This window comes from Rufibacter tibetensis, from assembly GCF_001310085.1.
GTDB classification, from domain to species: Bacteria; Bacteroidota; Bacteroidia; order Cytophagales; family Hymenobacteraceae; genus Nibribacter; species Nibribacter tibetensis.
In genome coordinates, this window is the sequence record NZ_CP012643.1 from 3,153,495 (window position 1) to 3,167,806 (window position 14,312).

At 48.7% G+C, this 14,312-nt stretch carries 12 protein-coding genes; 4 read left to right on the top strand and 8 right to left on the bottom strand.

The window, feature by feature from the left end; all coding sequences use genetic code 11:
- Positions 1-161 precede the first annotated feature (161 nt).
- Positions 162-1,031 carry an SDR family oxidoreductase gene (locus tag DC20_RS12865; protein WP_062545950.1) on the top strand — a complete coding sequence of 290 codons (870 nt, stop codon included), beginning with the start codon at positions 162-164 and terminating at the stop codon, positions 1,029-1,031.
- A gap of 167 nt (positions 1,032-1,198) precedes the next feature.
- Here the strand turns inward: DC20_RS12865 and DC20_RS12870 are convergent, their stop codons facing one another.
- The 4 genes from DC20_RS12870 to ricT form a co-directional block, all read right to left on the bottom strand.
- Positions 1,199-3,352 carry a hypothetical protein gene (locus DC20_RS12870; protein ID WP_157593156.1) on the bottom strand — a complete coding sequence of 718 codons (2,154 nt, stop codon included), beginning with the start codon at positions 3,350-3,352 and terminating at the stop codon, positions 1,199-1,201.
- A 399-nt stretch (positions 3,353-3,751) separates the two neighbouring features.
- A complete protein-coding gene (locus DC20_RS12880; protein WP_083470449.1) occupies positions 3,752-4,858 on the bottom strand; it encodes an endonuclease/exonuclease/phosphatase family protein in 1,107 nt (368 codons plus the stop codon).
- 171 nt (positions 4,859-5,029) lie between these two features.
- Positions 5,030-5,512 (bottom strand): gliding motility lipoprotein GldH, encoded by a 483-nt coding sequence (locus DC20_RS12885; RefSeq protein ID WP_062545951.1) that lies wholly within the window; start codon positions 5,510-5,512, stop codon positions 5,030-5,032.
- Positions 5,513-5,514: 2 nt separating this feature from the next.
- Positions 5,515-7,194, bottom strand: coding sequence for a PSP1 domain-containing protein (ricT, locus tag DC20_RS12890; RefSeq protein ID WP_083470320.1), 1,680 nt, complete (start codon positions 7,192-7,194; stop codon positions 5,515-5,517).
- 439 nt (positions 7,195-7,633) lie between these two features.
- On the opposite strand from ricT, the gene DC20_RS12895 reads away from it, so the two are divergent.
- Together DC20_RS12895 and DC20_RS12900 are read left to right on the top strand one after the other, a co-directional pair.
- Complete coding sequence (locus DC20_RS12895) at positions 7,634-8,491, top strand: GNAT family N-acetyltransferase (protein ID WP_071885615.1); 858 nt, start codon at positions 7,634-7,636, stop codon at positions 8,489-8,491.
- A gap of 126 nt (positions 8,492-8,617) precedes the next feature.
- Positions 8,618-9,067, top strand: coding sequence for a YhcH/YjgK/YiaL family protein (locus tag DC20_RS12900; RefSeq protein ID WP_062544202.1), 450 nt, complete (start codon positions 8,618-8,620; stop codon positions 9,065-9,067).
- A gap of 233 nt (positions 9,068-9,300) precedes the next feature.
- On the opposite strand, the gene DC20_RS12905 is transcribed toward DC20_RS12900, so the two are convergent.
- Complete coding sequence (locus tag DC20_RS12905; RefSeq protein ID WP_062544203.1) at positions 9,301-9,801, bottom strand: hypothetical protein; 501 nt, start codon at positions 9,799-9,801, stop codon at positions 9,301-9,303.
- A 12-nt stretch (positions 9,802-9,813) separates the two neighbouring features.
- The gene (locus DC20_RS12910) at positions 9,814-10,968 is read right to left on the bottom strand and encodes a zinc-dependent alcohol dehydrogenase (protein WP_062544204.1); all 1,155 of its coding nucleotides are present in this window, start codon (positions 10,966-10,968) and stop codon (positions 9,814-9,816) included.
- A 355-nt stretch (positions 10,969-11,323) separates the two neighbouring features.
- On the opposite strand from DC20_RS12910, the gene DC20_RS12915 reads away from it, so the two are divergent.
- Positions 11,324-11,821, top strand: coding sequence for a GNAT family N-acetyltransferase (locus DC20_RS12915; protein ID WP_062544205.1), 498 nt, complete (start codon positions 11,324-11,326; stop codon positions 11,819-11,821).
- 138 nt (positions 11,822-11,959) lie between these two features.
- On the opposite strand, the gene DC20_RS12920 is transcribed toward DC20_RS12915, so the two are convergent.
- Positions 11,960-12,739: a LytR/AlgR family response regulator transcription factor gene (locus DC20_RS12920; protein ID WP_062544206.1), complete on the bottom strand. Its 780-nt coding sequence runs from the start codon at positions 12,737-12,739 to the stop codon at positions 11,960-11,962.
- Positions 12,739-13,851 carry a sensor histidine kinase gene (locus DC20_RS12925; protein WP_062544207.1) on the bottom strand — a complete coding sequence of 371 codons (1,113 nt, stop codon included), beginning with the start codon at positions 13,849-13,851 and terminating at the stop codon, positions 12,739-12,741. The genes DC20_RS12920 and DC20_RS12925 overlap by 1 nt, the downstream gene beginning before the upstream one ends.
- Between the last annotated feature and the right edge of the window lie 461 nt (positions 13,852-14,312).

Below are 14,312 nucleotides of genomic sequence, written 5' to 3' on the forward strand. Positions count from 1 at the left end.
TCTTTGTGGACGAAACCAACATGATGAAGTTCTTTTCAACTGTTCGTTGCTGGCACAAGCTTATAGCTCGTGTCCAGGTTTCTGAATTATTTACTGGTTATTTTCATCAAAAGAGCCTAAAAACGTAAGCGGTTTTTCTCCATTATTTCAATTTGTACAGCATGTCTAAGATCATTTTAGTGACCGGCGCCACGGGTACTGTAGGTTCTGCTACCGTAAAGGCGCTTTCGGCGTTAGGTGCAAACGTAAGGGCTGGCGTACATTCCCTTATAAAAGGAGATAACCTGAAACGACTGCCCGGCGTGGACCTAACGGAAATTAATTTCTCCAGACCAGAGAGCCTAGCGGTAGCCTTCACAGGCGTAGGTACCGCTTTTCTTATTACACCGTTTGCCCAGGACCAGGTAGAGATGGCGCAACAACTGGTTGATGCCGCCAAAGCCGCCGGGGTGAAGCACGTGGTCAGGCTCTCAGTGATTGGGGCAGACGCAGAACCAGGCATCCAGATTGGAAGATGGCATCGGCAAGCCGAAGAATATTTAAAATCTTCGGGGTTACCCAGCACCATGCTTCGGCCAAGTGGGTTCATGCAGAACTTCACAAACCAATATGCGCCTACCATCAAAGAAAATAACGTCTTTTACCAGCCCAACGGAGAGGGCCGTGCCGGTTACATTGATGTGCGGGATATTGGCGCAGTAGCGGCCCATGTCTTAATGAACCCCTCAGAGCACACGGGTATGGCCTATACGCTTACCGGCCCTCAGGCGCTTTCAGGAAATGAAGTAGCGGAAATCTTTACCAGAGTCCTTGGCCGACCAATCAACTACATGGATGTACCCGAAGATACTGCCCGTACGGCCATGCAACAGCAAGGGCTACCTGAGTGGATGACGGAAAGCTTGCTGGAACTAGGCGCTATCACCCGCGCTGGCTATACTTCAGGGTTAACCAGCACAGTAAAGGAATTGATTGGGAAGGAGCCCTATACCTTTGAGGAGTTCCTGGAAGCTCACAAACACTGTTTCTAAACTATCAGAAATCTAAACGGCTAGGTCCTGCTTTAAGGCTGATTTTCCATAATCAACCCCAAAGCAGGACCTAGCCGTTTGAACAGGTTGCTTACTTACGGAATGCCTAAACAAAAAGCCCCGTTGATAACAACGAGGCTTTTTGTTTAAAAGAATATAGTTAATGACTAGTCACGATCTTCATCTCTTGACGAAGAACCGCCTCTAGATGAACGTCCGCCACGGTTATGGTCATTGGAGTGGTCATCATGACCTTGGTTAGTACGGCCGTATTGTGAACGGTTCTCGTAGCCAGATCCGCCGCCACCGTAAGAAGACTGTCCACCCTGGCTGCCGTAGCCGCCACGTGAACCCATGCCGCCGGTAGAAGAAGAACCATATCCGCTGGAGCCGCCGTAGCTGCTTCCGCCTTGGCCGTAGCCGCCCATGCCGTAGTCACGGCTTTGGTCGCCGTAACCACCGCCGGTAGAAGAGCCACCATGGCCGTGCTCATGACCACCGTTACGTGAGCCGGTTCCAGATGAGCCGTAACCCCCGCGTGATCCCATGTCATTGCCCATGTTACCATAGTTAGATCCGCCGAAGCTTCCTCCACCATGACCACCTTGGCCGTAGCTGCTGCCTTGTGAGCCGTAACCGCCGCCACCATGAGAGGTGCGTGAACCAAAGTCACCACCTTGTGCATTGTGGGTGCTGTAACCACCTTGGCCGCTGCCACCGCTCATAGAGCCATAGCCGCTGTTGTCATTGCCACGACCGCCACGTGAGCCGCCGCCACCACCTTGCCACTCATTGTTTCCGCCCATAGATGAGCCGTAGCCACCTCGTGAGCCCATATCTGATCCAGAGGAGCCACCGTAACCACCACGTGACCCCATGCCTGAGCCTGAAGCTCCGCCGTAGCCGCCTCTTGAGCCCATGTCATGTGAGCCGTAGTTGCTACCACCCTGACCTCCCTGGTTCTGGGTGCTGTACCGGGTACCTCCTTGGCTGTAGCCACCATCGTAATCAGAGTTTCCATCGTAGCCTTGGCCACCACGGGAAGAACCGCCACGTGAGCCGTATTCTTCGCTGTAAGAACCGCCTCTGGAGCCCATAGCGCCATAATTGCCGCCTTGCTGGTTGCTGTAGCCCTGGCTGTATCCACCGTGGCCGCTGCCTTGACCTCCGCCACCGTGCATGCCGTAGCCGCTTTCAGTGCCGTAGCCCATTTGGTTTCCATAGTAGCCAGAGCCACCGTAGTTTGAATATCCGCCGCGGTCAGACTCTGAACGGCTGGAGTTACCGGCGTACCCGCCTTGTGAGCTCATGCCGTATGGGTTGCTGCCCATGCCTGAGTTTCCGCCGTAGCCGCCTTGTGCACCGTGGTTTCCACCACCTCCCATGGAGCCGCCGTAGCCACCCTGGCCATAGTTAGAACCGCCCTGGTTGCTGTTTCCGCCGTAGCCGCCTTGGCCGTAGTTAGAACTTCCTTGCGAGCCGCCGTAGTTTCCGCCGCCCATAGAGCCATAACGGTTGCTTTGGTCATCATGGTTGTTCCAAGAGTTGCCACCGCCAAATGAGCCGCTATTTCCCTGCGATCCGCCGCCGTAACCGCCCTGACCTCCGCCATAGTTGCCACCGCCTTGTGAGCCGTAGCCACCTTGGTGACGGTCATCGCCCTGGTTTCCGCCGCCGCTGATACCGCTCATAGATGAGCTGCTCTGGTTGCCGGAATCCCCGCCTTGTGAGCCACCGTAGCCCATGCCACTGCCCATAGAAGCAGAAGAGCCTGCCATTGAGTTATTGGTAGAATCTGAAGAGTCATCTGAAGAGCCAGAAGTTTTTCCTGACCCGGATTTATCTCCTGATGATTTTGCTGTAGTGGAAGATCCTGCTTTAGAACCTGCCTTTGGAGTGGAAGAAGTGGCACCGGTTGCAGTTTTGCTTCCACCATTTTTCTTACCTGAAGAGCTATCTGAAGTAGAAGAAGTGCCTATTTTACCAGTAGAAGAGCCGCCCATGCCAGAAGTTGTGCCCCCAGTGGTTCCAGATCCTGAAGCTCCAGACGTTCCTGCACTTGAACCGCTTGTGCTACCTAAGCCGGAAGTACCTGTGCTACCTGACCCTGTAGTTGACCCGAATCCTGATCCACTTGAACCGGTAGAGCCAGGGGTTGAACCAGCACCACCCTGTGAACCAGTAGATCCAGGAGAAGAAGTTCCTGCGTTTGAGCTTGTGCCCATACCACCCGATGAAGAAGCGTTAGTTCCTGTGCTGCCACCAGAACCAGTTGAGGAGCCCTGATTATCTTTTTGTTGCTCTTTTTGATTTTCGTTCATGGTTAAATCTCCTTTGTTTTTGGTTAAAGAATGGTAAGTTGGAATACCCTGCTCCTGAAAATAAAGTCATGCTTATTTTTCAGGACAAGTGTTTATACTATACGAACGGGTGTTTGCATGGTTAACGGCTCCTTTGTGATTTTTTAATCAAGAAAGATTTAATAGGAGTTTATTTCTAAAGGGATTAGAAGAATCTAAGGTGTTTTTGCGAAAGTGATTACAAAGCGTTCTAAAGGAAGATGTAGAATTCTAGTTTAGTTTTAATTTTAAAGTTTTGCCTATACAGAAAACGCCCGTGCAAAGGCGAGTTTTCTCGTTTGCACGGGCGTATATTAATTATAGAACCTAAGGGAAGCGGAAGAAGAGGCTCTATATTTTTATTAATTTCTCACATGGTTTTTACATAATCACATCTCTGGTTGTAGAGGCAGTATTTGAGTTTAAACTTGTGGGGGTAGGGTCCACTTCCAACTTGTTCATTAACTCCTCTGCATCTTCCTTTTCTTCCTGATCTGGTTCTGGCACATCATGTTCATCTGCCTCTAAGGGCTCATAGTTTAACCTGATGAAGATAGGGAAGTGATCTGAGCCAAAGAAAGGCAGGCGTTTCATTCTGATAAGCCTGAACGCTGGATCATAAAAGATATGGTCTAATGAGTACCTAAAGAAAGGAACAAAGGCATTATAGGTGTTGTAGAAACCACGGCCTATGCGCGGATCCAGCAGACCACTTATCTTCCGGAAAAGGTTGGTAGTATAAGACCAGGCCACATCGTTCAAATCTCCCACCACAATGCTGGCGTATGGTGACTCCTTGGCCATTTTGGCTACGGTAAGCAGTTCCGTCTCACGGGTGTCTGTGTCTTTGTGTAGATGCGGTGGCTGCGGGTGTACCGTGAAAAGGTCAAAAATCTTCCCGGTGGGTAACTCAACATGCATGTAGAAAGAAGGAATTCCTTCCTCCACCAAATACCTGACTTCAGTATGGGTAAGCTTGAACTTGCTAAAAAACATCATTCCGTAGGTGTTTTCCAGAGGTTCTTTTATGCAGTAGGGGTACCGGTCATCCAGTTCAGAAATAGCGTTTGCCCACGCATGATTGGGTTCATTGACCAGCAATAAGTCTGGATCAGTATCTTTCACTACCTTCAGGAAGCGGTCAAAGCGCTTGTTAGACATCCTGACATTGGAAATCATGATCCCGAAAGAGTTCTTAGGGGCTTTAATCTTAGAATGGAGTGCCTGCGCCCGTACGAAGGGGGTGAATTTGTACACGTGCGCCAGCTCATTCACAATAGCTAATACCAGCAGTCCTGCAAAGATTTTTTGGGTCACTAATTCATACCCATACAGATATCCATAAAGCCCTAAGATAAATGTACCCAATACCGCTACCTGAACCCTTGGAAAATCCAGGATCCTTATCCACCAGTAGGTGCTTTTCACTAGCGTGAGAAGTGACGCCAGCACAACAAAGCAACCAAGCAGCTCAAGGACAATTTTCATAAGGCAGAATAGCATTTAGGTTCGTACACATACTCATTTTTAAACGCAGGGTTGCATCCGTTAAAATACGCAGTGTAGGGGAAACCCGTTAAAAGACAGAAAACCCGTTTGTGACTTGATTTGCGAAAATCGGGCCACAAACGGGTTTTCTGTAAATGACTTTTATACAGGCTATTCAGTTGCTTTCTCTACGCGTACCCCAATGGCCATGATGCCGGGTAAGGGGTCCTGGCGCATGTATTGGTTCAGCCTGATCTTGTATTGACCAGCCCTCTGGAACCGGATGTTTTTTAGCCCCCTGAACTGATGGTCAAAAATATCTCCGGCACCTTTGCCTTTGGGTTCACCGGTTTTGGGGTCCATGAGGTACATTTCATGCAGCATGGAGTTCACTTGCTGTCCATCTGGGCCAATAAGGTAATGCCGCAGGTACAGGTTGTAGAACGGGTAATGCAGCGCGTTGCGTACGTTGAAGAAGACGTTGTAGGCTTGGGTGGTGTCTGTCACCTCAAACGCAAACGTAGGAGACAACCTCACCGGCCACTGGTTATCAGGAATGTCCTGCACTTCTTCAAAGACCCGGTTGCTGTCACAACTCCCTAAAAACAAACCAAGGCTTAGCAAAAACATGAAAAGGGGAAAACGCTTTCTCATGATCATCCTTCGGTTTGAGGGACTGGAGCGGCGCCTTCTGCCCCACCTGGTTTGCGGTTACGGTTATTCCGGTTGCGGTTTCGGCGGCTGCGTTGCTCTCCCTCCGGACGTGGCCCACGTTCTGCCCTTTCCGGTGCTGCCACGGCACTTGAGGCCGGTGCCTGCGCGCTTATAGGCTGTGGCTTGTTTTGCGGCGGACGCTGGTTCTGAGAACGGTCTTGGCGCGGAGGGCGATTGTTGTCTCTAGGCCCACGGTTCTGGTTTTGATTCTGGTCACGCTCCGGACGAGGCTCCCGTTCTGGGCGCGGTTCGCGTTCTGGACGGGGCTTGCCTTGCGGCGGCTGACCCTTTGCTTGTGCCTCACGTTCTGGTTTGGGCGGACGGTTCTCGCTTCCTTCTGGTTTGTTGCCCCCGCGCTCTGGCTTAGGCCTGCGCTGCTCGCCGGAAGATTTGCCGGTAGGCTGGTCTCTGCGAACCTCTGGGGTAGGAGCAGCCTGTGCCAATACCTCCGTAGCCGTGGCCACGTTGCCACTGCCTTTCTTTTTCTTGCTGCGCTTTTTCTTTGCTTTGTATTGCTCGTCTAAGCGGTCCAGGTTTCCTTCCAGGGCTTCTACAAAGTCTACCACTTCTGGTAGTTGCTTTTTCACCTCCTCAGCCAGGTTTTCTGGCATTTCACCGGCGGCGTTCATTTTAAGCACTTCGTGCACACGCTCTACCGTTACCGGAAACCAGTTGCTGTCTCCACGGTACCCGAACCACATGATGCGGCGGAAGATGTCTGTCTTCTGCAGGAAGGCATCCCCGGCTTTGGTTTGCAGCGGACGGTTCACGTTAGGAATGTCCTTCAGCGCATCCATGTAGGTTTCCAGCTCATAGTTGAGGCAGCACTTAAGGCGCCCGCACTGGCCAGAAAGCTTACTGGGGTTTAAAGACAAGTTCTGGTAACGCGCCGCAGTAGTAGAAACGCTTCTGAAATCAGTGAGCCAGGTAGAGCAGCACAGTTCCCGTCCGCAAGACCCAATACCGCCCAATCGCCCGGCTTCATGCCGAAGGCTGATCTGGCGCATCTCAATTCTTACCTTGAACTCCTCGGCCAGTTTTTTGATCAGTTCCCTGAAATCTACCCGGTCATCGGCAGAATAGAAGAAGGTGGCTTTGGTTTTATCGGCCTGATACTCTACGTCTGAGAGTTTCATCTTGAGTTTCAGCTCCTGCACAATGGCACGGGCCCGGTACATGGTAGCCGGTTCCTGCTCGCGGGCGAGGTTGAACTTTTCCATGTCTTTCTCAGTGGCCACGCGGTAGATGCTCCGGATCTCCTCATTGTTCTGGACCTTCTTTTTGTTCATCTGCAGGCGCACTAACTCGCCTTTCAATGACACGTGTCCAATGTGGTGCCCATTAGGCACATCTACTACCACGGCATCGCCGGTGATGAGCGGAATACGATTAATGTTCCGGAAAAACTCTTTGCGACCGCCTTTGAAGCGTACCTCTACTATATCAAACTCTTTAAAAGACACGGGAATTTCCATGTCTGAGAGCCAATCAAATACATTTAATCGGTTACAGCCTCCCGTGCTGCAACCGCCGTTGCTTTTGCAACCCGCCACTACCTCAGTGCCATCGGCAGAGGTGGTTTTGGTGCCGCAGCCGCCACTAGAACATGAACTACATCCCACAGGTCAATTTCCTTTATATAGATAATTCTTGTTTTCAAAAAAATAAGGTCTCCAGTTGCCGGAAAAGCTGAGTACCATCTTCCCCTAAATCTTGTGAAATATCCTCCTGAATATGAATGTCTTATTGGGGAGGCGGATGGAGTTCTGGACTAGTTTACCCTTTTCTACGGTAAATACTGAGAGCCTAATCTAACAAATATAATAACTTAATCTGAATAGGCTGGCACTAATACCCACCTCATTCACTCGCCGTTTTAGGGGTAATTAAATAAAAATAGCCCTAAAATGCTTAAACCCACCAACACCAAATGAACAGGTACCCGTTCATTTTTTCTTTTTTGAAGGCAGATTAGTTCTCAAAATTTGCTCCTGACAGTGGTCAATTTTGATTCTCATCCCTGATTTCGTTATTTGGCGTGTCCTTTTTACGCGCACTTCTATGACCTTTGCTTTTGCAGAATCTGCCTCTGTAGGCCAGCTTTGCACGCTCTTCAATAATGCTTTTTCAGATTACGTACAGCCCATGGTGCTTACCGAGCCCATCATGGAAATGAAACTGCTTCGGGACGGACTTACTCCAGAGGTAGCTCCGCTGGCCATGCAAGACTACACCCCGGTAGGGTTTATCTTTAACAGCTTAGGCACCTGGCAAGGGAAAAGGACCGCGTATAATGCAGGCACGGGAGTAGTGCCAGAGGCGAGAGGGAAGGCTTTGACCCAGCAAATGTACCAGTTCTGCGTGCCTCTTTTGAGAAAGCTGGGGGTGGAGCAATGCTTGCTGGAGGTAATTCAGGAAAATACCCGGGCCCTTAAGGTTTACCAGAGTTTAGGGTTTGAGATCATCCGCAGCCTTAGGTGTTTCAGAGGATCCAAAGAAGATCTGGCTTGGCATAGTCATGCACCGGAGGAAGTGTCTTTTCAAAAAGTTTCCTCTCCTGATTGGCCTCTTTACCAAACTTTCTGGGACATGGAGCCAAGTTGGCAACACCATACCGCCGCCGTAGACCGCAGCATCAACTACGTGCGGATTGTAGAAGCAAACGTGAAAGACCAATGTGTGGGGTATGGAGTGGTGTACCCCATGACGGGTTCCATTGCGCAGTTAGCCATAGCACCAGAATGGCGCAACAAAGGCATTGGGCAAGCGCTTTTGCAGGAGTTGGTTTCACTAACCTCATCGCCAATGGTTAGTGTTATCAACGTAGATGGCCGGGGAGAAAGCACGTTACAATTTCTACAGAACCGAAAAATTCAGGAGATTCTAGGGCAATATGAAATGCTGTGGCAGATTCAATAGTCTGTTCTTAAGCCCTTTTGTGAAAAGCCGGCCGAAAACAGAAGGGTTTATTTGATAAAAATTGTAAATAGGTCTACCTGATTTAAATACCTTTAAACGAAACTTCATTACTAGTCAATCCATCCCATGATTTTAGATAAACTCTCCAACTCCGCACGCTATACAGGTATGCACCCTTTATTTGAGCAGGCTTTTACGTTTTTAAAGGAAGCTGATGTAGCCAACCTGCCGTTGGGGAAGCATGAACTTGTGGGGATGGAGCTCTTCGCCATCATCTCTGAAGGTCCCGGGTTTTCAAAAGCAAACGCAAAATTGGAAGCCCACCGAAAGTACATTGACATTCAATATGTGATAACTGGCCTTGATCACATAGGCTGGAAAGACCTGAACGCATGCAGTGAGGCCAGTGAACCGTATACCGAGGAGAAAGACATCATGTTTTTTCCGGACAAACCTAACAGTTGGTTTGACGTTCCGGCCAGTTTCTATACCATTTTCTTCCCGGAAGATACCCATGCGCCGTTAGCCACTGATGAGGTAGTGCGAAAGGTAGTCTTGAAGATTGCGGTGCAGTAATACTGGTTCTTGTGAAGCATAGCCATGAAAAAACATCTATTTTTTTCAGAAGCTTCTTCCTTATAGCTTGTTTTAGGAAAGTACGGTTAAAATAGCTTCTGATACCCTTTTCGATTCAAACTGCTGATTGGTAGTTCAAGATAAACAGAGGAATCAGCAATATATATAAATCAAAAAAGAGAAGCCCGGCAGTCGTTAACTGTCGGGCTTCTCTTTTTTGTCACAAGGATGGATTAGTATCCCCGGTCTCTTCTTTTCTTGGCTCTGTAAAAGGCAACAAACCCGTAGGCTATAATGGCAGTTACGGCCATTTGCCTGATCACTCCAGAACGGTTGTGCTTCCATTCGGCTTTCATGCCTTTTTCAGCAAAGATGTTAGGCACAATACCGCTTCTAAGGTCTTCAATGATTCCTTCCACCACATTGATGCGGTCTGCCAGAATCAGAGGTAGCCAGTGACCGTAATCGTTCTCGCTTTTCTTGAAGGCCAGGCGTCTGATCATACCGCTCAATCCCGATGGTGGGGTAGAAGTCCCAAAAACAGCAGTTACGTTGGGCCGCTCAATGGAGTGGAGCACCTCTACCGTTTCAGGTTGTAAGGTGGGTCTAGTCCAGGAATAGCCCATGTGCTCGCCGTTGTTGCGTTTTTTCATGGGATACGTGGGGTCATTCTTCGGATCGGCATCTATGCCCCATCCCTTGATGTGCGAATAGTCATTCGTTATATTTTCCATGGCGTTTCTCCTTTACATTCCGGCTGATGGTGAAATAAGAACAGGTTTGATGCAGTTGTCCAACTTGGCTGAGAAGATGCGGTAGGCATCAGAAACTTCTTCCAACGGGATGCGGTGCGTGATAAGCGCTTTAGGATTCAGGACTCCATTTTGCACGTGCTCAATCAATCTAGGCAGCAGGCGTTTTACGGAAGCTTGGTTTGCCCTGATGGTGATGCCTTTGTTTAGCACGTTCCCGATAGGTACCAGGTTGTCAGTAGGACCGTAAACCCCCACAATAGAAACAATTCCACCTTTCTTAACTGAGTTGATGGCCCAGTGAAGCGCGGTGGCAGAACCTGCCTGTAACAGCAATTTTCTACCTGTTATGGTTTGCATGGCGTTACCGGCGGCCTCGGCACCTACGGCATCAATACATACATCAGCACCCATCCAGTCGGTCGTTTTCTTCATGAATACCACAGGGTCTCCTATTTCATTGAAATTGTAGGCCTCGCACTGAGCATAGTTACGGGCAAACTCAAGGCGATAGTCCACCTGGTCAATGATGATCACCCGGCCTGCACCAAACAGCCACGAGCATTTAGCAGCCATAATACCTACTGGCCCGGCTCCAAATACTACTACCGTGTCACCTTTCTGAATACCGCCCATTTCAGCGGCCTGGTAGCCGGTAGGTACCACGTCGGTCAACAGAACGGCATCATCTGGGTCCATGCCTTCTGGGATGACGGTTGGACCTACGTTGGCGTAAGGCACCCGGGCATATTCGGCCTGGCCACCATTATAGCCACCAGCGGTGTGGGAGTACCCGAAGATACCGCCTACGGCTGTGGCCTGGGGGTTGGATTCATGGCAGTTGCCGTACATTTCCTGCTTACAGAACACGCACTCGCCACAGGCTATGTTGAACGGAACCAGCACGTGGTCTCCCACTTTTATTTTAGTTACTTCAGAACCAACTTCTTCTACTATACCGGTGAACTCATGCCCAAAGGTCATGCCCACACGGGTGTCTGGCACAGAACCGTTGTATAAGTGTAGATCAGATCCACAGATACAGGAACGGGTTACCCTTACAATAGCATCCTGGGGGTGCTCAATCTGTGGCATTGGTTTCTGGCTGGCCCGGACCCGTAATGGTCCTCGGTAATTCATTGCTAGCATGAGAATTCTCCTTGGTAGTTAAAGTGAGACATCTATTTAAGTATGCGTTGCTTGTCAGCAGTTTTCTTGTTTCAGTCCTGAAACAAACAGTAAAATTGTATTAGAGTGATACTAGTGGCGTGGGGTAATGTTTCACTACGTGCTTTAATCAAAAGTAAATACGTACTTATACGGTGGTAGATTGAAACAGTATGGGTAGGGTTGATTCTGGCCTGAAAGGAGAGCAGAGGCGGTAAACCGAAGAAGTTGCGAATGTCAGACTATGTTCTTGCCTACAGTCACTACTTTTGCTCAGAGACTGGAGAGGTGATTTTATCTTGAACACTTCTGCATTAAAGAGCAAGGCAAAAAGAACATGAGTATCACTATCAGAGCCATTGAGGAAAGAGACAACCAGCCGCTGGCGGACCTCATAAGAAAGGTTTTCAGGGAATTCAAGATTGACCGGCCAGGTACTGTTTACACAGACCCCACCACAGATCAGCTTTACCAGCTTTTCCAGACGCCGGGAAGTGCTTACCTGGTGGCCGAAGAAAATGGGGAAATCATTGGCGGATGTGGCGTGTACCCTACCGATGGCCTTCCTGAAGGCTATGCTGAATTAGTGAAATTTTACCTGGAAGCAGAAACCAGGGGCAAAGGCATAGGGCTGCAACTATTAGACAAAAGCCTGCTATTAGCCCAGGAGCTTGGATACACGCACCTGTACCTTGAATCGTTCCCTGAACTAGCCAAAGCAGTAAGCATGTACACCAAAGCCGGCTTCAAACCTTTGCCACATGCTTTGGGTAACTCAGGCCATTTTGCCTGTAACATCTGGATGGTGAAAGATTTGACAGAGCAGGGTGCTTGAACTTTACAACTGGTAAGGACAGGTAAGAGAGCTGCATTTTTAATTAAAACAGGAAAAGGTCAGATGTATGTACTGACCTTTTCCTGTTTTAATTGGAAACCATTTTTGGCTTCTTTTCTGAAAATTGCTCTAAAACGCTTACTTCCCCAACCACTCCTTGAAAGCAGCGGCGCGCTCATTGCTGATGATGATTTCTTTGTCAGTGGTAGGTTTCACATACACCTTCAGGCGGCCCTTCAGGTACGGGTGAATCTCATCAATGGAATGGATGTGGGCAATGAACTGTCTGTTCAAACGGCTGAACTGCTCAGGGTCCAGAATTTCCTGTAAGGTATCCAGCGTGTAGTCTGTGATAAACCTTTGGCCAGTGGTGGTAATCAGGAAAACGATTTTGTCTTCGGCGTAGAAGTAAGCAATTTCTTCGGTAGAAACAGACCTGATCTTTTGACCGGTTTTCACGAGGAAGCGGTTTTTGTAATGAGGCGTTTCAGTGGCGGTAGAGCTCCGGCTAATGAGCGCCATGATCTGCTGCATGTCCAGTGCCGGGGCGGCAGGCTGGGTCTGCCGAAGGGCCTTGAACTTGTCCATGGCTGCCCCAAGGTCTTCGTTGCTGATGGGCTTAAGCAGATAATCAATGCTGTTAACCTTGAATGCCTTAACCGCATACTCATCATAAGCCGTGGTGAAGATAATGGGGCATTTTACGTCTACCTTCTGAAAAATCTCAAAGCTGTTTCCGTCTGACAAATGGATGTCCAGAAACGCCAAGTCAGGCGCAGGATTGGTCTCAAACCATTTCACAGCGTTCCGGATGGAGTCAATGGTGCCTACAACCTGTATGCTGGGATCATAGCGCAGCAATTGGGCCTCTAACTTTTCAGAAGCAAGGTACTCGTCTTCAATCAGTAGAATGTTCATCAGGCGGCGTTGTTTAGCAGTGGTAATTTAGCAATGAAATCATGGGCTGTTACTTCCACATCCACTTTCTTATCGGTAATGAACTTGTAGCGGTTGATGATGTTCTTGAGCCCTACTCCGGTAGACTCTTCACGGGTTTCGCGGAGCTGCAGGTTATTCTTGATGATGATGTAGTCGCCTTCTATGAACACATCAATGAAAAGGGGCTCGTCGCGGCTGACAATGTTATGTTTGATGGCGTTTTCCATCAGGAGCTGCATGGTGAGAGGTGCCACCTGGTATTTAAGCAGATGCTCTGGAATGTCCATATTCACCCGTAGATTTTCGCGGAACCTGATCTTGAGCAGGAATAGATAAGACTCAATGAAATCCAATTCGGTGTGAAGGGTAACTAGTTCCTTGTCTTTGTTTTCCAGCACGTAGCGGTACACTTTTGAAAGCTGTTCCACAAACTTTCCGGCCAGGTCCTGGTCTTTGTAAATAAGCGAGGAAAGGGCGTTAAGGCTGTTAAACAAAAAGTGCGGATTCACCTGCTGCTTCAATGATTCAAACTGGACTCTGATGGTCTCCTTTTTCAGTTTCTCAGACTGCATGAGGTATCGGTGCCATTGGTTGTAGAAATAGATACCAGACCTGATGAAGTGTACAAATAACAAGATGATACTGCCAAACACGAACACTTCCTTCAGGTCTCGCATGGCACTGGGGTTCTGGAAGTCATAAGCTAACTGTCCCAGAAACAAGCGAGGGGTGATCTCAAACAGAACCATCACCAGCAGAATGTAGATCTGCACGGCAATCCATTCATAGATGAAGCGGCGCAACCCAAACTCACGCCAGTCATATTTCCGGCTCAGGCGTTTGGCAATGCGGCGTGTTCCTTCCAGCACCACATTTACCATCAAGGCGTTGTAAAGCAGCCGGAAGATATCAGCAGCCTCAAAATCGCTTACCCCAGTCCGATGGATGAAAAAGAATGTCCAGAAAATAAGCAGCGCAATACCTGTGTTCGCCAGGTAGCGAAGCAGGTTCTTATGCTGGAATTGAAATTTTTTCTTCATAAAAGGCGACTGCACAAACAGCCTGTCCAAAAACTCGGTGGAGAGCAGCATGGTTCAAGGAGCAAATATATGCCTTACTGGAGTCAAAGTTTTGAATAGATGCGTTCTACTCACGGTATTCTTTCTTTAATGCGTACTTTCTGAAAATGGACTAGAAAACGGTTTTTCGGTTGTTCCTATTTCTTTGATGAACAAATCCTTGGTAAAAGAAAGTGCACCATGACTTTCAACGTCATCCATGCTATTACTGCGGTGTACTAATAGACCGAATACTTGATTCTAAGTTCAAGTTTTTAGAGTTAGAGTTGTTCCGTTTAAGTAGTCAATTCTTAAAAGGATGTGTAAACCACCCGTTGCTTTTCTATAAGTTTGCGCTGCAGTTGTAGCTAGTAACTAAGCCCGCTAAGTTTGCAAGTAGAAATAATTCACGCAACAGGGCAAGCAAATCCTGACCAAACCGGAAACTAATGTGCTGAAGCTGTGGTAACTAGCTCTAAAACTGACTTGACCTT

What these genes read in the sequence shown, in the direction of transcription:
- DC20_RS12920 (WP_062544206.1), bottom strand. Translation starts at nt 12,739, where the DNA reads ATGAACATTCTACTGATTGAAGACGAGTACCTTGCTTCTGAAAAGTTA.
- DC20_RS12905 (WP_062544203.1), bottom strand. Translation starts at nt 9,801, where the DNA reads ATGGAAAATATAACGAATGACTATTCGCACATCAAGGGATGGGGCATA.
- DC20_RS12925 (WP_062544207.1), bottom strand. Translation starts at nt 13,851, where the DNA reads ATGCTGCTCTCCACCGAGTTTTTGGACAGGCTGTTTGTGCAGTCGCCT.
- DC20_RS12915 (WP_062544205.1), top strand. Translation starts at nt 11,324, where the DNA reads ATGAGTATCACTATCAGAGCCATTGAGGAAAGAGACAACCAGCCGCTG.
- DC20_RS12900 (WP_062544202.1), top strand. Translation starts at nt 8,618, where the DNA reads ATGATTTTAGATAAACTCTCCAACTCCGCACGCTATACAGGTATGCAC.
- DC20_RS12910 (WP_062544204.1), bottom strand. Translation starts at nt 10,968, where the DNA reads ATGCTAGCAATGAATTACCGAGGACCATTACGGGTCCGGGCCAGCCAG.
- DC20_RS12865 (WP_062545950.1), top strand. Translation starts at nt 162, where the DNA reads ATGTCTAAGATCATTTTAGTGACCGGCGCCACGGGTACTGTAGGTTCT.
- DC20_RS12895 (WP_071885615.1), top strand. Translation starts at nt 7,634, where the DNA reads ATGACCTTTGCTTTTGCAGAATCTGCCTCTGTAGGCCAGCTTTGCACG.
- DC20_RS12870 (WP_157593156.1), bottom strand. Translation starts at nt 3,352, where the DNA reads ATGAACGAAAATCAAAAAGAGCAACAAAAAGATAATCAGGGCTCCTCA.
- DC20_RS12885 (WP_062545951.1), bottom strand. Translation starts at nt 5,512, where the DNA reads ATGAGAAAGCGTTTTCCCCTTTTCATGTTTTTGCTAAGCCTTGGTTTG.
- DC20_RS12880 (WP_083470449.1), bottom strand. Translation starts at nt 4,858, where the DNA reads ATGAAAATTGTCCTTGAGCTGCTTGGTTGCTTTGTTGTGCTGGCGTCA.